Origin of the sequence: Ewingella sp. AOP9-I1-14 (assembly GCF_052375995.1) — a bacterium.
In the GTDB taxonomy this organism is placed as follows: domain Bacteria; phylum Pseudomonadota; class Gammaproteobacteria; order Enterobacterales; family Enterobacteriaceae; genus Ewingella; species Ewingella allii.
In genome coordinates, this window is record NZ_JBQSVA010000007.1 from 207,175 (window position 1) to 224,778 (window position 17,604).

Annotated in this window: 19 protein-coding genes; 7 read left to right on the plus strand and 12 right to left on the minus strand. The window is 50.5% G+C overall.

Going from position 1 to position 17,604, the window contains the following annotated elements; translation table 11 throughout:
* The first annotated feature begins 185 nt into the window (after window positions 1-185).
* Window positions 186-692, plus strand: coding sequence for a YciE/YciF ferroxidase family protein (locus tag ACT3RT_RS18545; protein ID WP_485903310.1), 507 nt, complete (start codon window positions 186-188; stop codon window positions 690-692).
* 255 nt (window positions 693-947) lie between these two features.
* Window positions 948-1,118, plus strand: coding sequence for a hypothetical protein (locus ACT3RT_RS18550; protein ID WP_496200727.1), 171 nt, complete (start codon window positions 948-950; stop codon window positions 1,116-1,118).
* A gap of 104 nt (window positions 1,119-1,222) precedes the next feature.
* On the opposite strand, the gene ACT3RT_RS18555 is transcribed toward ACT3RT_RS18550, so the two are convergent.
* From ACT3RT_RS18555 to ACT3RT_RS18570, 4 genes are all read right to left on the minus strand, one after another.
* A complete protein-coding gene (locus tag ACT3RT_RS18555) occupies window positions 1,223-1,699 on the minus strand; it encodes a TetR family transcriptional regulator C-terminal domain-containing protein (RefSeq protein ID WP_353504131.1) in 477 nt (158 codons plus the stop codon).
* 63 nt (window positions 1,700-1,762) lie between these two features.
* Window positions 1,763-2,398: a XopG/HopH/AvrPtoH family type III secretion system effector gene (xopG, locus tag ACT3RT_RS18560; protein WP_353504132.1), complete on the minus strand. Its 636-nt coding sequence runs from the start codon at window positions 2,396-2,398 to the stop codon at window positions 1,763-1,765.
* Window positions 2,399-2,418: 20 nt separating this feature from the next.
* Complete coding sequence (locus tag ACT3RT_RS18565) at window positions 2,419-2,901, minus strand: CesT family type III secretion system chaperone (RefSeq protein WP_496203536.1); 483 nt, start codon at window positions 2,899-2,901, stop codon at window positions 2,419-2,421.
* 151 nt (window positions 2,902-3,052) lie between these two features.
* Window positions 3,053-3,298, minus strand: a complete 246-nt coding sequence (locus ACT3RT_RS18570) for a helix-turn-helix domain-containing protein (RefSeq protein ID WP_485903312.1) — start codon at window positions 3,296-3,298, stop codon at window positions 3,053-3,055.
* On the opposite strand from ACT3RT_RS18570, the gene ACT3RT_RS18575 reads away from it, so the two are divergent.
* The gene (locus ACT3RT_RS18575) at window positions 3,297-3,482 is read left to right on the plus strand and encodes a hypothetical protein (RefSeq protein ID WP_496203537.1); all 186 of its coding nucleotides are present in this window, start codon (window positions 3,297-3,299) and stop codon (window positions 3,480-3,482) included. The two genes, ACT3RT_RS18570 and ACT3RT_RS18575, sit on opposite strands and share 2 nt — an antisense overlap.
* 161 nt (window positions 3,483-3,643) lie before the next feature.
* On the plus strand, window positions 3,644-4,879 hold the full coding sequence (locus tag ACT3RT_RS18580; RefSeq protein ID WP_496203538.1) for a diguanylate phosphodiesterase: 1,236 nt from the start codon (window positions 3,644-3,646) through the stop codon (window positions 4,877-4,879).
* A gap of 110 nt (window positions 4,880-4,989) precedes the next feature.
* Here ACT3RT_RS18580 and ACT3RT_RS18585 read toward each other — a convergent pair whose 3' ends face one another.
* The 3 genes from ACT3RT_RS18585 to ACT3RT_RS18595 are packed head-to-tail and all read right to left on the minus strand — an operon-like array spanning window position 4,990 to window position 7,857.
* Window positions 4,990-5,382, minus strand: a complete 393-nt coding sequence (locus ACT3RT_RS18585; RefSeq protein ID WP_496203539.1) for a tautomerase family protein — start codon at window positions 5,380-5,382, stop codon at window positions 4,990-4,992.
* A gap of 31 nt (window positions 5,383-5,413) precedes the next feature.
* Entirely contained in the window at window positions 5,414-7,288 is a 1,875-nt protein-coding gene (locus tag ACT3RT_RS18590) for an amidohydrolase (protein WP_485903315.1), read from the minus strand.
* A gap of 26 nt (window positions 7,289-7,314) precedes the next feature.
* Complete coding sequence (locus tag ACT3RT_RS18595) at window positions 7,315-7,857, minus strand: antibiotic biosynthesis monooxygenase (protein WP_496200715.1); 543 nt, start codon at window positions 7,855-7,857, stop codon at window positions 7,315-7,317.
* A gap of 252 nt (window positions 7,858-8,109) precedes the next feature.
* Here ACT3RT_RS18595 and ACT3RT_RS18600 point away from each other — a divergent pair, with 252 nt between their 5' ends.
* Complete coding sequence (locus tag ACT3RT_RS18600) at window positions 8,110-9,048, plus strand: LysR substrate-binding domain-containing protein (RefSeq protein WP_485903317.1); 939 nt, start codon at window positions 8,110-8,112, stop codon at window positions 9,046-9,048.
* An 11-nt stretch (window positions 9,049-9,059) separates the two neighbouring features.
* On the opposite strand, the gene ACT3RT_RS18605 is transcribed toward ACT3RT_RS18600, so the two are convergent.
* The 4 genes from ACT3RT_RS18605 to ACT3RT_RS18620 all read right to left on the minus strand — a co-directional run bounded on the left by ACT3RT_RS18605 (window position 9,060) and on the right by ACT3RT_RS18620 (window position 15,565).
* On the minus strand, window positions 9,060-11,120 hold the full coding sequence (locus tag ACT3RT_RS18605; protein WP_353504136.1) for an FUSC family protein: 2,061 nt from the start codon (window positions 11,118-11,120) through the stop codon (window positions 9,060-9,062).
* Window positions 11,121-11,395: 275 nt separating this feature from the next.
* Complete coding sequence (locus ACT3RT_RS18610) at window positions 11,396-13,816, minus strand: TonB-dependent receptor domain-containing protein (protein ID WP_496203540.1); 2,421 nt, start codon at window positions 13,814-13,816, stop codon at window positions 11,396-11,398.
* A 395-nt stretch (window positions 13,817-14,211) separates the two neighbouring features.
* Window positions 14,212-15,126 (minus strand): DMT family transporter, encoded by a 915-nt coding sequence (locus ACT3RT_RS18615; protein WP_496203541.1) that lies wholly within the window; start codon window positions 15,124-15,126, stop codon window positions 14,212-14,214.
* Window positions 15,127-15,376: 250 nt separating this feature from the next.
* Window positions 15,377-15,565, minus strand: coding sequence for a YjfB family protein (locus tag ACT3RT_RS18620; protein WP_496203542.1), 189 nt, complete (start codon window positions 15,563-15,565; stop codon window positions 15,377-15,379).
* A gap of 245 nt (window positions 15,566-15,810) precedes the next feature.
* Here ACT3RT_RS18620 and ACT3RT_RS18625 point away from each other — a divergent pair, with 245 nt between their 5' ends.
* Together ACT3RT_RS18625 and ACT3RT_RS18630 are read left to right on the plus strand one after the other, a co-directional pair.
* Entirely contained in the window at window positions 15,811-16,080 is a 270-nt protein-coding gene (locus tag ACT3RT_RS18625) for a hypothetical protein (RefSeq protein ID WP_353504140.1), read from the plus strand.
* Between the two features lie 11 nt (window positions 16,081-16,091).
* The gene (locus tag ACT3RT_RS18630) at window positions 16,092-16,421 is read left to right on the plus strand and encodes a type II toxin-antitoxin system RelE/ParE family toxin (protein ID WP_496203543.1); all 330 of its coding nucleotides are present in this window, start codon (window positions 16,092-16,094) and stop codon (window positions 16,419-16,421) included.
* Between the two features lie 140 nt (window positions 16,422-16,561).
* Here the strand turns inward: ACT3RT_RS18630 and ACT3RT_RS18635 are convergent, their stop codons facing one another.
* Window positions 16,562-17,593, minus strand: a complete 1,032-nt coding sequence (locus ACT3RT_RS18635) for a methionine synthase (protein ID WP_353504142.1) — start codon at window positions 17,591-17,593, stop codon at window positions 16,562-16,564.
* Window positions 17,594-17,604: the final 11 nt, after the last annotated feature.

Consider the following 17,604-nt stretch of genomic DNA (forward strand, 5'->3'; position numbering starts at 1 on the left):
TAGGTTAATTAAAGGGGTTGTAAGCCTGTTAACTCAAGTTATACATAAGCTTACGTATGCATAATTAGCTGTTTCGTCGCATTTAAATAAAATCTCATGGAGTAAGATAAATCTTAATTGAGTTTTTTATTTTCTCACCCGACTATTCTTTAGAGGTGTTATTTTTTTAATGAGAGGAAGTTTCGATGCCTATTACTACTTTAAAAGAGTTGTTTAATCATGATTTATCTGACGTTTACAGCGCAGAAAAACAAATTACCAAAGCACTTCCAAAAATGGCGCGTGCAGCAACGGATCCTCAATTAGTTGATGCGTTTAAACTTCACCTGGAAGAAACTCAGGGTCAAATTGAGCGCCTTGATAAAGTGGCTGAGTCACATGCTGATATTCGCATTAAGCGTATGAAATGCCACGCGCTTGAAGGTCTGGTAGAAGAAGCGCAGGAACTTATCGAATCAGTAGAAAAAGGCGAAGTGCTAGATGCCGGTCTAATCGGCGCCGCGCAAAAAGTGGAGCACTATGAAATTGCCACCTATGGCACGCTCGCGGCGCTGGCGAAAAAACTCGGTTATACCGAGGCAGCAAAACTCCTGCTCGAAACGCTGGAAGAAGAGAAAAATACGGATGTGAAACTAACCTCTATTGCCGAAGCCAGCTCTCCGAAATCTAAAAAAAGCACCCCCGTTCGTTGACTTATTGCAGATGGCCCATGAGCAATATAGGCCATCTGCTTTCCATCAAGATTGGTTATATATTCCGCATACCTCTTAGGGATATTACTTGTGCAACGATCCCAAGACGACCTTATTATTTGCCTTTAAAAAACGCTAAATTTCCTTGATCAAAAACAATTTTCATTCGGGAAGTTATTCCACTCGCCTCTATTTCAACGCAGGAGTGAGCATGTCCCGATATTAAAAATGGCATTCTGATGAAGAGATACTGCAATGAGTTTGAACTTCTCCATAAGTCCCGAAGTAGAGTTTGATTCTCGCTACAGTGAAATTGATTTTGCTTTAGTAAAGTTAGATGCTGAACTCCAGGGCGCTATTTCTTGGTTGCAAATCAATGATCAATGTCAGCACCGACTACTTATTGGTTCGACTGGCGCGTTGTGATGTGGCAGCTGCGTGCCAAGCTGAATATAAAAGGTTGATCGGCACTGTGTTATTGCTTAGAAACCTTAGAGCAGGCCTTTGGCCTGCTAGCCGCCGTCCCTCGCTTAGGGGGTGATATGAATAATTTTTCTTGTCGTGTTCAGCGCCGAATCAAAAGGCCCGGTATTTCGAACAATCTTAACCATGACGCTTGCGCCTACCCAAAGCTGGTAGAGACTTTCTGCCACGATGCGGGGCGTATCGTCAATCGTCAGAGATCCTTCGTCTATTCCCTTTTCTAAGGCTTCCGCCAGACGTGAGATTATCCCTGAAGTACCAGCCTCAAGGGTTAAGCGCATTGTGTCCGACAGATCGGCCACTTCAGCACCCAGTTTCACGGCAAGACACTTACCCTGACAGTCAGAGAGTACCCTATCGTCATTTTCAACAGACACAGGCTCATCGGCGAGGATGGCGGGGCCATTGCTGGCAATCCAGTCAAGCGTGGCAGCGCACTTCTTGACTTCAGCGCGGGCCGCCGTCAGGGCTTTTCCCATTTCAGGGGTAATGATCCCGGCTAAACTCTCTGAGCGTTCGCGCAAAATTAACCCATCAGGCTCATCGGTTTAGCCGGTGAGCCTGTATCACCTGTTAACTCACAGCCATTACCCTGCGGCGTACTGGCCGCGCAGCGGCAGGCCATGTTCATGGCGGATGCCATTCTCAGAAAGCGCCTCATTGGCGAACTTGCCAATGCCCACCGCGCGCGCCTCCTCCTGCCCGGCCGGAGAGCTATTATCGTAACGGTCCGAAGTCCCGCCGGTGTATGTCCCCTTCAGCATGCGATAGCCGTGTACTAACTCATGGGCCAAAGATACAAACGCCAGCGAGGTATCGTCCATCAGGCTTGGACGCCCATAAGCGTCAATCGCCACGGATTGGCGCGGGTTCCAGTCCACGCTGGCGCTCGTTCCCTCACCTTTCATACCCAGCGTCTGCTTCTGCGCTAGCTGGGTAGCTTTCTTATTATGGGCTTGGTCATACTCGCTGCTGGACAGCTTAAAGCGGCTGACCTGAGATTGCGTTAGCACCGGGCGGGCCACGGTGTTAGCCATTGCCGTCACCTTGACTTTAACGTAGCGGCCATTGCTGCTTAGATCACGCAGTTCATTCAGCAGGCTGCGGCCATTTGGGCGACTATTCAGCTTTTGTAATGCGCTTTCAGCGGCAAAATAGTCCTCCTGACGATGGTATTCAATCGCGATATGCGGTGCTATTTGACTGGCAGAAATCGTACTCATTTTCTCTCCTACGTGCTGTTTTAACGTTGCGACATCAGGGCTTCAACCTGACGGCGCTGAAGTAAAAGCTTTTCTTCATCTTTGGTGACCGAACGGGCTTGTGGGACGGCAGGTTGACACCAGCGACCAATTACCGACAGCGTCCAGACGAGGCGTTCAAATAAGGAGATAAGCGTATCGTGAAGAAGATCTTTTAGCGGCAAGGCGGCCCATATCACCAGTTGTGCGCCCTCTTTATCAGCCGCAACGGTAATGACAGGCTGCTCCTCGATATTCAGGTTGGCCTGAAGCAATTCAAGCAGCAGCGTCTCACTTGGGTTTTCAGGCAACGGCAACATCCCCATGATAATCAAGGACATGTTTTCCGTAAGTTCCAGAAAGACCTCTTGGCCACTCTCGAGCGGCAACGCATAGTATCCATGCGGATTGCACTCAATCGCAGGCACGTTCAGCTGTTTAAACAGCGGTTGAAGTTTTTGATAGAACTGTTCAGCAATCACCATAGCTACACCTATTTCGCGGACCAATATGACGAGTTATGTGGTTAGCGTTCGAGGCTGGTTCCTGCGGGAGTTTGTAACAAGGTGCAATCGATATTGCATATACAAAGCTGATTTTTCAGATGAAAGGTATGCGAATTAATTGATTAGATTTTCAAATGGCAGGCGAAGACCGCACAGCCAGTCTCCAAGCTTTGGGGGACAGACCGGTCTCTCGTTCAAAAATGGTATTGAAAGCACTCACCAAAGCATAACCCAGTGAGTGAGCCACCACGGCAATCTGTTCTTCTCCTTCGGACAATGTCCGTTCGGTAAGACGCACGCGCCACTGTGTCAAATAGGCAATTGGGGTCATGCCCGCAATAAGCTTGAAATTTTGCGCAAAGGTGGTGCGTGACATGGCGCGGGCCGCCGCCGATAAAAATCCGGTCATGCTGGGGATGGTCAAACTGCTGAGTGTAGATATGAATGTGACTAACGCGAAGGCTAGAAGTTTATTAGGCTGGGCGCCTCGCTCGCCTGAACAGGCGATTATCGCCACGGCTAAAAGCTTAATTGAACTGGGACTTGTCGATAACAAGTAACTTTCTTTTGACTGAAGCGTCTTCACGACGCTTCATCAACTTTCCGCTAAATTGCCCAATTAGATCTCATTTTTTACCCGGCAATTTTACTTAATCCTTGGCTCTCACCCTGCATTCTCTGATAGGGTCTTACCCTGAATTACTAATCCAAGGTCCCCTACATGCTCCTGACCCTCGTCTACCGCAGCCAAATCAGCAGCAACACCCAGCTTGATGATTTGGACAATATGGTCGCTAAAGCCAGCATGACCAACAGCCAATCCTCGGTCACCGGCATCCTGTTGCACGATGACACCCACTTTTTCCAACTGCTGGAAGGTCCAGAGGACGCCGTTGACAGTATCTTTGCTAAAATTGCCATGGATAAACGCCATAACAACGTGGTGGAACTGATGCGCGACCACGCGCCTTCGCGCCGATTCGGCAAGGTGGGAATGGAGCTTTTCGACCTCAGAACCTATAGCGAGGACGTGGTATTTCAGGCCGTGTTGGATAAAGGGACGTCGAAGTATCGCTTAACCTACGATGACCGCGCATTGCAGTTTCTTTCCACCTTTGTGCAGGCGCGCGAGAAAGAAAACTATCTTGATATTCCCTCGCCGGACACCTGGTCCTTTGTGGTCGATCACTCTCAGTCCTACCCGGTTCAGGCATCCCCCTCTGCGGAGTGCAGTTACGCCTTCCAGCCCGTTGTCGATCCACTCAAAAAACAGATTGTTTCGTTTGTCTCCACACTCTGCGACCCGGAAGGCGGCTCGCCGCTGGGGTATTACGCGCGGTCTGAACATAAGAATATCTACAGCGCCGATCTCGAGTCCAAGCGGCACGCTTTTGCGATGGCGAGTGAATTCGGCATTGGTGACAAAAGCCTGACTATCTCACTGCTGCCTATGACCCTGTCCAATGCGCCGAACGCGGTGGAGTTTCTCCTTCAGGAGATAGCCGCCAGCGGGCTGGTGCCGGAACAGGTGGTTATCGCGTTAAGTGAAAACGGCTCAATCACGGCGGAAGAGCCGTTCTACTTGGCAATGAAAAAGCTCAAGGCTTCCGGCATGCGACTGGCGGTGGAGAACTTCGGCGCAGGCTCGGCGGGCTTGCTACAGCTGACTCAGATGCAGCCCGACAAGCTAATGATTGAACCGAGCCTGATCCAAGACGTGCATAAAAGCGGGCCGAAACAGGCGATTATTCTTTCGATCATTAAGTTCTGTTCGTCACTTGAGATCTCATTGACGGCGACCGGCGTAGAGCAGGTCGAGGAGTGGATGTGGCTCGAAGCGGCGGGGATTTGCCATTTTCAGGGCAGCCTGTTTGCCAAGCCGGGGGTGAATCGCCTGCCCCTTATTGCCTGGCCTGAAATCGGGGACGAGTTTGGTCCGCGTGAAAAGGCGGTGTAAGGCTATCTGTGAATAACAGATAATTCATGAGGGATCTTCATGAAGCAGATCCCTCATTTCCTATTCTGCTGGGGCAGTGCCTTAAGTCAACCTGAAGCGCGTCATGCTCATCAGCCTAGCGCGCCGCTAAGAAATTCAGCATTGCCTCTGCCAAATGACCAGTCTGCATCGCTGTTTTCGATAAAAGATACCATTAGATCATCTTCCGATAACCCGCACTCTTCGTGAAGGCTTCGCGCGAGTTGGCGATAGAACTGCTGCTTTTTTTGGCTATCCCGTGGCCTGGAAATAACGGTCAGCAAGACAATCTGGTGGCTACGCGCGTAGCCGAGACCGGTATCCTGCACAATAAGCTCTCCGAGACTGTGCTGAGTCACACACTGATAGCGGTCCCGTAGCGGAATATCCAATGCGGCTACCAGCACCCGATGGGTGACATCCAGCAGTTTTTTCACTGCCAGCTCATCGCGGCCTTTGATCAGATCAAATTTTAATAACGGCATAAGTCTATGCCTCCCGTGTCTGAATAACAGTTTAGAAAGAGAAGCACGAACAGCCGAGCGCGCCCCAGAAGGCATGGTCGTCTGAGACCGGGACATCGGAACGTCGCGCCGTGTCGTGTGAGTGCAGGTGAATACCACAGGGACCGCTGCACTGGTGCACTTGTTGGCTCATGCCCACTCTGATGGACTCCGGCGGTGCTGAACGATAATGGCCGGGTACCCGAGTTACCGGTGACCAGTCAGGTAAAACCGGTAGCGCGGGTGGAGACATCTGCGAGAAGCTGCCTGCGGCGTAAACCACTTTGCCATCCACGACCGTCATCACTGATTCGATCCCCTTGATACGCTCTTCGGCGACGCTGAAGAAATCTTCGGAAAGCACCGCCATGTCGGCCAGCTGACCTACCTTGATTTGCCCTTTTTTCCCCTGTTCGCTGGAGAACCATGAGCTACCCTTGGTCCACAGCATCAGCGCGGTTTCACGATCGAGACGGCTGCTGTCGTCATACATTTTCATGCCGCCGACGGTGCGGCCGGAAACCAGCCAGTAGAGCGCGGTCCATGGGTTGTAACTGGCCACGCGCGTCGCGTCGGTGCCAAGGCCAACGGGGAGTTCAGCCGCCAGCATTTTACTGACTGGTGGGGTATGCTTGGTGGCTTCAAGGCCATAGCGCTCGGCGAAATACTCGCCCTGAAACGCCATGCGGTGTTGGACTGCAATGCCGCCCCCCAAGGCTTTAACGCGCTCAATGTTTTTCTCGGTAATAGTTTCTGCATGGTCGAAGAACCAGTGTAGCCCGTTGAAGGGAATATCCTGATTAACCTTCTCAAAGACGTCGAGCATGCGACTGATAGATTCGTCATAGGTCGCATGCAGGCGGAACGGCCAGCGATGCTCGACAAGGTGGCGCACCACGCGCTCAAGCTCGGCTTCGGTGCCCGGCGGCAGGTCCGGGCGCGGTTGCAGGAAATCTTCGAAGTCCGCAGCAGAAAATACCAACATTTCACCGGCGCCGTTATGGCGATAGAAATCCGTGCCCTGCCCCGGTTTGAGCATGTCAGTCCACAGTGTGAAATCATCAATTTCCTGCTTTGGACGCTGAGTAAACAGGTTGTAGGCGATGCGCACAGTGAGCTGCTTTGTCTGATGCAGTTGGTCAATAATTTGATAATCCTCGGGGTAATTCTGGAAACCACCCCCAGCATCAATCGCGCTGGTGACGCCAAGACGGTTTAGCTCCCGCATAAACTGGCGCGTTGAATTCACCTGCAATTCAAGGGGCAGCTTAGGGCCTTTGGCGAGCGTCGCGTAGAGGATCATGGCATTAGGCTTAGCTATCAGCATGCCGGTCGGATTACCTTTGCTGTCACGCTGGATCTCCCCGCCCGGCGGATTTGGGGTGTCTTTGGTGTACCCGACCACTTTGAGCGCGGCGCGGTTGAGTAGTGCGCGGTCGTAGAGATGGAGGATAAACACCGGCGTATCCGGGGCGGCCTGATTAATCTCATCCAGCGTCGGCATACGGCGTTCGGCAAATTGAAATTCAGTCCAGCCGCCCACCACCCGAACCCACTGCGGGTTCGGCGTACGCTGGGCCTGCTCCTTCAGCATATGCAGTGCGTCGGCCAGTGAGGGGACGCCTTCCCAGCGTAGCTCAAGATTATAGTTAAGTCCGCCACGGATGAGGTGCAGATGCGAGTCATTCAGGCCCGGAATGGCGCTATGACCTTGTAAATCAATGACTGTCGTTTGCGGGTCGGCAAAGGTCATGACTTCACTTTCGCTACCCACTGCCAGAAACTTACCGTCCTTAATAGCAACTGCCTGTGCTAAGGGCTTATCACTGTCTACCGTATGAAATTGACCATTAATAAAAATCAGAGAAGCGGTATGAGTATTAGACATAGGATGGACTCCTGAGGATGAGAGGACTAGCGAGCAAGCCAACGGTGAAATAAACGAGTAATGAGTGGCATCCACAGGAACACCACCAAAGCGACCACGGTGGCATCATTGAGCAGATGCCCGATGTTGGAGCCTTTCAGCTGCGGGAGGAATATCCCCCAGAACCAAGGCACCAGATTTGTTGACGGATAAATAACCAGCAGAGTCATTAGATACTGTTTCCAGCGTGGCGGAGAACGCCGGGTGTCGTTTACGGGGGTAAACCAAAACTCAGCGCCGGGATAAATCTCGGTCAGGTCGCTTTTTAGTAGAAGCGGAGCGACTTCGGCGATCAAGCTTTTACGCTCCGCTGAACTGCACCAGTAAAGAAGATCTTTCACCGTTTCGAACCTAACCAGTATGGTGTATGGCTCATCGTTGTGCGTTGGTCGAATAACATTGACCCCTAGATGCCCGGGGAAACTCGCAGCCAGCGGTATGATGGTTTTTAACCACTTCTCATATTCGACCCGATCTTTCTCGTTGATAGAATGCGTTATCGCGAGTGTGGCACGCTGATGATGGGGCATGATTTTCCTCGAAGAGTAGTAGCATCGAAACGTCGAATAGCCCGTAATTTTTACCCAGCGGGGATCCTGAGTTGAAAATCACTCTTGTAAAAAATATTTAATAATCAGGTATATGACAGAAATAATTTAGTTGCTATACCATACAGTTTCATAATGAAATTATTTGCATGAATAATAGCGAGTGATTATTTTCAAAGATAGAATGGTTTTTTTGGGTAGTTGTTAAATATTTTCTTTGCATCGAGAATCTAAATGAAAATTAACCTTGAAGTGCTGATTATTCTTGATGCATTAGACCGCCAGGGCTCGTTTGCAGCGGCGGCCGCAGAGCTTTATAAAACGCCGCCCGCACTCAGTTACATGGTGCAAAAACTGGAAAATGATTTGAATGTGGTCCTGCTCGACCGCAGCGGGCACCGGGCAAAATTTACCGCCACGGGCCGACTGATGCTGGAGAAAGGTCGCAAGCTGTTACGAGCAGCGCAATCCCTTGAGCAGCAGGCTCACTATGTGGAAAAAGGCTGGGAAAGTGAGCTGACGTTAGGTTTGGATGCGTTATTTCCCTTCGAGCTTCTCCTGCCGCTTATCGAAGAGTTTTACCAAGACCATCATCTTACCCGCCTACGGTTCAGCCATGAGGTGTTGGCCGGAAGCTGGGAGTCACTGGTTCAGGGCTGCGCGGATATCGTGATTGGTGCCGTCGCGCTGCCATTAACCCACTCGGGTTTCTCCTTTAGCCCAATGGGGTCCCTGCATTATCGCTTCTGCATCGCGCCACACCATCCGTTAGCGCAGGCGGAAGAACCCCTTTCAGCCGATGTTATTCGGCCACACCGTGCCGTCGTCGTGCGTGATACGTCGAGAATCAATCTGCCGCAGAACTTGCACGTTCTGGAAGATCAGGACACGCTAACGGTGTTTGATTTCCGCAGTAAATTACAGGTTCAGCTTGCCGGGCTGGCCTGTGGATATTTGCCAGATTATCTGGCTGCGCCTTATCTTGCCTCCGGCAAACTTGTGACGAAGAAAGTCGAGAACAAATCAAACTTTGATACGGCGTATTTGGGCTGGAATGATAGTGCGAATGGTCTCGCCGCCCTGTGGTGGCGAGAAAAACTGCTGTCTTGTGATAACTGGGGTGCTATTTATCTAACGAAAACAGGTGATGTCGCTCTGACAAACAAGTCATGATCGCCGCCCCACTACATATCCGTCTCCACCCGATTCAAGCTCGGCCAGTGCGAGCGCGAGAACAGTACCAGCCGGATGTTAAACAGTGACAGCATGGGGGCGTAGTAGCGGGCGTCTTTGCTGGAGAGCGTCTCAAGCTTTATCAGCAAGAGGTCTATTTCGCGGAGCAATTTCGGGTGCGGCGAAGCATGGAACGATTTTAGGCGTGCTTTCAGGTAATGTTTTAATTCATAGAATATGCGGTCAGTGGCGTTGATGTGATCGGCCAATAATTCCTGATTCTTCATATGGAAATCGTAATAGTTCGCGCCAAGCCACACTTCGGTGATCAAGTCCCCGCCTGCGGCTAATTCATCCGTTACGTCACTCTTTTTTCTCGGCAAAATCACATTCACTTTATCGAGCATTCTCGCCACAAACTGTTGGCGTGAGTGAGGAGAGGCGCGTTGCAGTTTGATCTCCGCCAGAAAGTGAATCAGCTCTTTTATCCCCTTGAGCAATGCACGTTTCGCCGTCCATGAGGGCCGTTTACTGCGAATAATTGCTGTCACCACCACGCCAATCACCACGCCGACCAGACTTGAAACTGCGCCGTTTAACGTCGCCAGCAGATCGGGTTTATAGTAATGGCTCAGGCTGATTAAGCCCGGAATTTGGGTGGCAATAATTAAGCCGAGTAAGTTGGTGACAGGATTGGCGATGAGCACGCCGAGCGCAAATAGGCCGGGGAATAGGCAAATCAGCAGAGCTTCAAAGGTGGTGGTGAGCGGGATGAGCGTTGAGACATAAAAGATGCTGATCGCCGTAGCGACCACCACGCCGGTCAAAAATACCTTCATCGGGGCTACCGGGTTGTCCATCGCCGCGAAGAAAGAGCAGAGTATTGCCGCCATCATCGGCGCGGTTGCCCCGTCCTTCCAGCCAGAGCCAATCCAGAACAAGCAGCAGAGGAAAGTCACCAAAAACGCGGTAAATGACGAGAGCAGCAGCATCCCTTTATCGATATGCCAGTGGGCCGTGGAGCGTCTGGCCTTGCTTTCATCAAAGTTATCGACGCGCTTACCCACGCTAAAGTGCGCATCGGCCACTCTGACAAAATCCCCTAGCCTGTCGAGTAAGCCGTTCAGCAGCAAACTCTCTTCCACGTTCATCGCCTTAGCTTGGTGAGCCTGCTGCAACTCAGCCTGTGTCTGGGCGATATTTTGTTGAATGGTATGGGTGTTTTCGACGGCGTCGCTGTTATTCAGCCAGAGTAAAAAGTGACGAAAAGTGTTTTGCACGTTTTCCGGGAAAGCAATCTGACGCTTCGCCAACATAGTCAGGCGCAGCTCAATGGATGTCAGCGTGGGCACCAGATAAGACAGATGCTGATATTGCACCGTCACCAGGCGAATTAGCTTTCTCGCCGCATTACCTTCAAAGATGCAGTGGGTGATCAGAACTTCGACATTGGCGGGATAACCGGCCATCTGGATCAGAATATTTTCGTGATCCGGCGACTTCTCCGGCGTCGGCGCGGTGAGCAGCGCGTTACACAGCTTCTTGGCACTGTCGTACCAATTGGTGATGCTTTTTTCCAGAATATTGCTCATCGAAACCGGCAAAATCAGGCTGTGAATCAGGCTGCTACAGACAATCGCAACACCAATTTCCTCAATGCGTGATAACACCGTATAGGTGATGGCCAGAGGGGAAGTCACGTCAGGGAATCCCATAATCGCGGCACTATAACCGGCCAGCATAAAGACATAGCTTTTCGGGGTACGGTCGTGCAGCGAGAGATACAAACAGAGGGCGACCCAGGCAGAAACACACAGGCTGAACAGCAGCGGGTTCTGGACCGTGATGGGGTAAATCAGCAGAATAAACAGCCCTCCCAGCAGGGTTCCGAGCATGCGGAACACGGATTTTGAGAGCGTAGAAGCAGAATATAATTGAGAAGCAATAAAAACCGAGGCAACTGACCAGGCGGGCTTATCTAAATTAAGAGCCAGTGCGATGTATAGAGCAAGAAACGCGGCAAAACAGGTTTTAAGCGAGAACAATACTGCGCTTTTTGAGAACCATTTCATAGGTGGAGACTAACTCACAAGAACTGCATTTTATCGTTATCCGCGCATAATATCCGAAGCCGATCACGCCAGCATTTTTAAATTTCCTACAATTTATTTCCGCGATAAGCTATTTTTTAACCTCACTGACTTTAGTAATTAAAAATAGCATTTGGCTTTTTTAAACAGCCCGATTTTTTAATTTTACATTGTGCTTAGAGGCTAAGATTTATAAAAGGTGTTACCCAAACAAGTCGAGTAACACCATGACTTCTCCTTTAGCGACTCATCAACCGTTAGAAATCAACATTCACGCCCAACTGGAAATTGCGGCCCGGCATGACGGCCAGTGCCTTGTTGTAAGTATCCTGATTGCTGGTGTCGGTCAGGGTGCGGCTGCTGAGATAATCCCAGTATTTACGGTCGGTGATGTTATACACGCCGCCGCTGAGTTTGACGTTTTTGGCGACCTGCCAGTAGGCCGTGGCATCAAGCATGCCGAAGCCCGGCACGTTCATGTAATCCGTGGTGGAGTCAGTGATTGGTGCCCCGCTATTGCTATAACTTTGGCGATTAGTGGCCTCGGCTTTCTTACCTTTGACGAACGTCGCGATCAGCGCGGTACCGTAAATGCCTGATGGATCATCCCACGCCACGCCCGCTACCAGTTTCATTGGTGGGACGCTATCGAGATCGACGTATTTATCCCCGGCATAGCTGGACTTGGATTCGCCCTGCGCGTAACCCAGCGCGAAGCTGGTGCTCAGTCCATTTACCGCGCTAAACCACGAGCCGTAGCTGATTTTCGTGGTTAGGTCTGCGCCATAGATGAAGGCGTCATCGCGGTTTTCGGCCTGATAAATGGTGTAAATATTGGATGGCACGTCCGCAAACATGCCCGGATTCGCTTTGCGGGTGTAGCGCGTATTGGCGATGAAGTTCTTGTAAGTGTTGTAGAACGCCGAGGTTTTAAAGGTCACCCCTTCACTCAGCTCGCCCTTCATTCCCCACTCAAAGTTATTGCTGGTCTCGGTTTTTAGGTTGGTATTCCCAATCAAGGCATATTGGGCAGATCCGGCGTAGGAAGAGCCAAGGTTCCAGGAGCCGTACAATTGGCTGGCGTCGGGGAACTGTGCTCCGCGCTGATATTGCAGGTAAGTCATCAGCTTAGGCGTGATGTCGTAGGTAAAGGCCAGTGAGGGCAGAGCCTGAGTGTCCGAGTTCGCCTTACTGTATAAAGTGGAAACCTGCCCGGTTGACACCACGCCGTTGGCCAAGTCCGACAAGTCTCGCGCTTCGGTGTTCTGATGAGCAATGCGCACTGCGGGGACAATGCTAAAGTTATGACCGTCGAGGTCAAACTTCATAGTGTCCTGCACGAAGCCGCCCAGAATATAGGCCCGGCTGTCAGCCTCGGGCTGCATCAGGGTGTTGAAAATGTCCTGCGTCGGACTTTGGCGGAACGGGCGCTTGGTATTGGACACCCGGCCATTCAGCCCGGCGCTCAGCTCGTGGCGCCCTACCGTTTTCAGCCAGCTGGTTTCAGCGCCGTAGGTTTCAACGTCATAGTTGGAATAGACGTTGATCATCTGATCGCTGGAGTTAGGCAGGTAGGTATTATCGTGCGCCTGGGTGTACTGGTAATAGACTTTCGACACCACGGCATCGACGTAATCGTTGAACGGCGTCCACTCATCCTTCAGGCTTATCCCCCAGCGGCGGGTATTACTTTGCTGCTGGGCGGTGCCCAAAATGGTGTCACCAGAACCGTCCCACGCGTCGTAATGAGTGTGGTTTACCTTCTCGTAGTAATCGAGCGTGCCGGTGAACTTGTGCGCATCGGTGGGCTGCCAGATTACGGATGACATGACCGCATCAGAGTGCCAGTTCTCAGGATAGGCGTCACGAGTGCCGCTGTTATTGCTGGTTTCCTGACCATCGCGACGGCTGATAGCTATCAGGCCGCGTAAGGTGTCGTCTCCGGCGGCGGCGGTGATACCGTTGTGCCATGAGCGATCGGCAGAATCATAATCTGACTGATAACCAAAGTAGGTCTCTTTTCCGGGATGCAGGTAATCATCGGCAGATTTCGGCAAGAAGGAAACCTCGCCGCCGATAGAGGTGTTGGCGCGCTCGGCCGAGGTCGCACCGGATTGAATATCCACCTGGCCGTACATGTAAGGGTCAATATAGTCACGGCCGATGCCGAAGGTGCCTAGTCCGGCGCGGCTGACATAGCTGCGCCCGGTGGCGTTGGGTTGCGGAATGCCATCGACGTCAATGCCGACGCGGTTGCTTTCCAGCCCGCGAATGTTGTAGCCGGTATAGCCGCTGCGGTCGAAGCCGCTTTTGCCATTTCCAGAACCGCCGCTGGAGCCGGTGGCAGAAATTAATGGCTGATAGCGCATAATCGTGCCGAAATCGTTTCCGCCGTTTTTCTGCATATCTGCCGCAGAAATCGAGGTTTTCGAGCCCGGTTTCTTATCAGGCAGCGTCTCGGTGATGGTCATCACGTCTTCATTGTTCTGCAACGGCGCCTGAGTTCTGCGAGCTGCGGGTTTCTTTTTGCCAGAAGGCGCTGCCTGAGCTTCCCCGATGTTTGATAGATTATTGTCTTTAACAGTTTCCGCTGCGTTAGCCTGCAAAGTGGCACTGAGGACAATCCCCGGTAAAATAACGTTCCTAATAATTCCCTGCACTTTAAAAGGTTTGAGCATTTTAATTTTATTCCGTACTGATTGTTAAAATATGCTCATCAATTGCTGCCTTACCCATCACCGAAGAATCAATAAGGCTGGGTAAAAATGATGTAAAATAGTGGCTTCTATAAGTATTCTCAATCCTGAGTTAGCCATTTATCCTTATAATTTATGATATTATTACGGCGTTTCATTTTGGCTTGCTGCCGATAATAATCATTATCGAGAAAATAACAAATAAAAGTCGCTTCCTTGACGATATTTTCCCAAAAAAGGCTTTAACTCCACATGGAATATATAACTATAAAAATAACGGATTCTACTAATAATAGAAGAAAGAGGTTTAACACCTTCTAACCCATATTAATTAAAAGGTGTTGTTATTGTGCAGCCACCTAAGATGGCTGGCCTGGTTACTTCACCGCCGCGCTTTTTACCGAAACTGCCTGTTTCCCCGGGCTAACTATCATCCACACGGCGATGCCGACAATGATGGCGCCGATGATGAAACCTTTAGTGATGGTCTCACCCAGCGCGAGGTATCCCCAGAGCACGCCAAAGGGTGGGATCAGGAAGGTGACTGTCAGTGAGCGTAATGGGCCGATGTCGGCAATTAGCCGGAAATAGAGAATATAGGCCAAGGCAGTGCAGACAAGGCCGACGGCAAGAACGCTAGCCCACACGTCAATTTGCCCCCAGTTGACTGCCGGGCCAGTGCCCATCGACCAGCCAAAGAAAGGCAGAAGAAACAGTGTCGCGCCCATTTGGCTACCAAAGGCGACCGTTTTAGGATCAAGCCCGCCGCGGTTGGATATCCACCGACGGGTCAGGAAGCCCGCCACGCCATAACAGCTGGTTGCCACTAAGCAGGCCAGAATGCCGTACAACATACCGCTGGCTGAATTTATATCTCCAATAGTGGTGATGACGATTATTCCTAACAATCCTAATATCACCCCACCCCACTTTCTGGCACTCAATTTCTCACTGAAAAAAGCAAAGCCTATAATGGCTCCCATGAGTGGCGTCGTGGCATTGAATATTGCCGAATAACCGGCGGGCAACCACTGGGCGGCAAAACAATACATTAAGAAGGGTAATCCTGAATTAATAACCCCGAGAAATAATGATAATTTGAATTTATTCTCAAAATTGAATGAGGACCTCAGCATTAAAAGAATCACGCCAAGGCCAACAAATCCGAAAAACACCCGTAAAAATGCAGTATTAATCGCGCCAAACTGCGGTGAGGCAATTCTCATGAAAATAAAGCTGGCCCCCCAAATTGCGGCAAGTAGGAGTAATCGTAGATAATCTGCAACACGCATGTTTTAGGCCCCTTTAGATACTTTTGCATATTTTTATAAGATTTAATTATTACCACTGCGTCATGAACCCCTAACGCCCAGCTAGAATATATTCTAGCCGATTAAAATAGCACTCCGCTTCTTGCTTTTGAATTCAGTGATGTAGTTTATCAGCCTATGAGAGCATTGAATGGGCGGGTTATTGGGGCAGAAGCGGCGGGGGAATGGTGATTTGTGACTTCCCTTCCCCTACCACTCAAAAACGATCGACTCAGACAGTGATATTAATGTTGCGCCCGATGGCAGGATTTGCAGGCAGTTGTGGAATAGCGTCGAGCAGGCTGGCAGCCGTTGATGCTTGATTATCCAGCGTTTTTTTCAGCAGCAGGGTATTCACCTTACTGCCGAGATCCAGGTTATCCAGCCCGGTCGCGACTGAAGCAATCTGCGATACATCCATTCTATTCTCCTTTTCAAAACAAAAATTGCTCACGGCTTGGACCCAAGCCTGAAGATGTTATCGGCAATTTATGGGGATTCTTTAGGTCGACTTTTAAGGGAGTATTGTTCAGTTGGGATATAAGGGTTTGATCAAAATAGTAGTGGGTAAAATATCTCATCAATTTGTCCACAGTCGGGAGCGAGTGCTATACTGATAGACATTGAGCTAAGAGTTTCCCAAACTCTTTGAAAAGTGAGGAAGTTATGTCTAACACCATGTCACAGCGTGCCGCCCGAGAAGGTCTGGGTTCTCCAGAACTCTTTACTGGCGGGGTATACATCACCAAAAATGGCGTCTCCGAATTGTTCATTCAGACAGCAGCTGAACGTGAGGCAGACATTCAAGCTCAAGCCCTTGAGCGTCAGGCGAATGCACTGCTTAAATTTTCTATGCTGGCAAAACAAGAAGTTCGCCAAGGCCGGGCTATGACTGCTGAAGAAGCACGTCAGAAGCTGCGTGACGCGCGTAAATAGAAGGTAAAAGGATGTTTAACGTCGTTGTTACTCCGGCAGCCCTAAACTGTCTGCTTGAAATCGAATCTCTCAAAAGTTTAACGATGGGTGCCAAGGATGCGGCGCAATATGTAGACGCAATGTTTGACAGCTCTCTTGCCGCAGTAGCTGAGGATCCTGTGCGATATCGCTACAACGGCCTTCTTGCAGACAAAGGGTTGTTATTACGGGAAAGGCTAGATATCGAGAGTGACTACCGTCTAATCTACGATTTCGATGGTGAGACGATTGAGATCTTACTGTTTGTCAGCATGAAGCAGGACCTTGAAAAAGCCTTATATCGCTATTTGATCACTCAATAATTATTAGAGTCGCTAGCACAGCAGCATTGTCCCACGCAGTGAAAAGATAGCACGAACCCAAAACAACTCAGCCCAGAAGGCAATCTATTCGATTGCACATTCCGGGCTGAGTTTTCATCATGTAAGAGTGTTTGGCGGAGTTATTTAGCCAGCAGCTCTTTACGCACGATTTCTGCACCTGCACTCAGTGCATCCAACTTGCCGCGCGCGATGCCGCGAGGAAGTGGGATCATGCCGCAGTTGGTGCATGGATAGAGTTTGTCGGCGTCAACGAATTGCAGCGCTTTGCGCAGGGTCGCGGCGACTTCCTCTGGTGTCTCAACGGTACTGCTCGCCACGTCAATGGCACCCACCATCACCTTCTTACCGCGAATCAGCTCCATCAGCTCCATTGGAACGTGGGAGTTGTGGCATTCCAGAGAGATGATGTCGATATTCGATTTTTGCAGTTTCGGGAAAATCTCTTCGTACTGTCGCCACTCGGTGCCCAGCGTCTTTTTCCAGTCGGTGTTGGCTTTGATGCCGTAACCGTAGCAGATGTGCACGGCGGTTTCGCATTTCAGGCCTTCGATGGCGCGCTCTAGGGTAGCAATACCCCAATCATTTACTTCATCGAAGAACACGTTAAAGGCTGGCTCGTCAAACTGGATGATATCCACACCGGCGGCTTCCAACTCTTTGGCTTCTTCATTGAGGATTTTTGCAAATTCCCACGCCAGTTTTTCGCGACTTTTGTAGTGGTTGTCATACAGGGTGTCGATCATGGTCATAGGACCTGGCAGCGCCCACTTGATTGGCTGGTCAGTCTGCTTACGCAAGAACTTCGCGTCTTCAACAAATACGGACTTCTGACGGCTCACTGGACCAACCACGGTCGGTACGCTGGCTTCATAACGGTCACGGATTTTGACGATTTCGCGTTTCTCAAAATCAACGCCGTTAAGGTGCTCGATAAAGGTGGTGACGAAGTGCTGACGCGTTTGCTCGCCGTCGCTGACGATATCAATACCGGCCTGCTGTTGATCTTCCAGACACAGACGCAAAGCATCTAGCTTGCCGTCGACGAGTTCTTGATCTTGCAATTTCCAAGGTGACCAAAGTTGCTCAGGCTGTGCCAGCCAAGAAGGTTTAGGTAAGCTGCCAGCAGTTGAAGTCGGTAATAACTTTTTCATAATGGATGACC

What these genes read in the sequence shown, in the direction of transcription:
- ACT3RT_RS18545 (WP_485903310.1), top strand. Translation starts at nt 186, where the DNA reads ATGCCTATTACTACTTTAAAAGAGTTGTTTAATCATGATTTATCTGAC.
- ACT3RT_RS18635 (WP_353504142.1), bottom strand. Translation starts at nt 17,593, where the DNA reads ATGAAAAAGTTATTACCGACTTCAACTGCTGGCAGCTTACCTAAACCT.
- ACT3RT_RS18590 (WP_485903315.1), bottom strand. Translation starts at nt 7,288, where the DNA reads ATGTCTAATACTCATACCGCTTCTCTGATTTTTATTAATGGTCAATTT.
- ACT3RT_RS18615 (WP_496203541.1), bottom strand. Translation starts at nt 15,126, where the DNA reads ATGCGTGTTGCAGATTATCTACGATTACTCCTACTTGCCGCAATTTGG.
- ACT3RT_RS18610 (WP_496203540.1), bottom strand. Translation starts at nt 13,816, where the DNA reads ATGCTCAAACCTTTTAAAGTGCAGGGAATTATTAGGAACGTTATTTTA.
- ACT3RT_RS18605 (WP_353504136.1), bottom strand. Translation starts at nt 11,120, where the DNA reads ATGAAATGGTTCTCAAAAAGCGCAGTATTGTTCTCGCTTAAAACCTGT.
- ACT3RT_RS18595 (WP_496200715.1), bottom strand. Translation starts at nt 7,857, where the DNA reads ATGCCCCATCATCAGCGTGCCACACTCGCGATAACGCATTCTATCAAC.
- xopG (WP_353504132.1), bottom strand. Translation starts at nt 2,398, where the DNA reads ATGAGTACGATTTCTGCCAGTCAAATAGCACCGCATATCGCGATTGAA.
- ACT3RT_RS18575 (WP_496203537.1), top strand. Translation starts at nt 3,297, where the DNA reads ATGGCGCGGGCCGCCGCCGATAAAAATCCGGTCATGCTGGGGATGGTC.
- ACT3RT_RS18550 (WP_496200727.1), top strand. Translation starts at nt 948, where the DNA reads ATGAGTTTGAACTTCTCCATAAGTCCCGAAGTAGAGTTTGATTCTCGC.
- ACT3RT_RS18625 (WP_353504140.1), top strand. Translation starts at nt 15,811, where the DNA reads ATGTCTAACACCATGTCACAGCGTGCCGCCCGAGAAGGTCTGGGTTCT.
- ACT3RT_RS18620 (WP_496203542.1), bottom strand. Translation starts at nt 15,565, where the DNA reads ATGGATGTATCGCAGATTGCTTCAGTCGCGACCGGGCTGGATAACCTG.
- ACT3RT_RS18580 (WP_496203538.1), top strand. Translation starts at nt 3,644, where the DNA reads ATGCTCCTGACCCTCGTCTACCGCAGCCAAATCAGCAGCAACACCCAG.
- ACT3RT_RS18600 (WP_485903317.1), top strand. Translation starts at nt 8,110, where the DNA reads ATGAAAATTAACCTTGAAGTGCTGATTATTCTTGATGCATTAGACCGC.
- ACT3RT_RS18570 (WP_485903312.1), bottom strand. Translation starts at nt 3,298, where the DNA reads ATGTCACGCACCACCTTTGCGCAAAATTTCAAGCTTATTGCGGGCATG.
- ACT3RT_RS18565 (WP_496203536.1), bottom strand. Translation starts at nt 2,901, where the DNA reads ATGGTGATTGCTGAACAGTTCTATCAAAAACTTCAACCGCTGTTTAAA.
- ACT3RT_RS18585 (WP_496203539.1), bottom strand. Translation starts at nt 5,382, where the DNA reads ATGCCGTTATTAAAATTTGATCTGATCAAAGGCCGCGATGAGCTGGCA.
- ACT3RT_RS18630 (WP_496203543.1), top strand. Translation starts at nt 16,092, where the DNA reads ATGTTTAACGTCGTTGTTACTCCGGCAGCCCTAAACTGTCTGCTTGAA.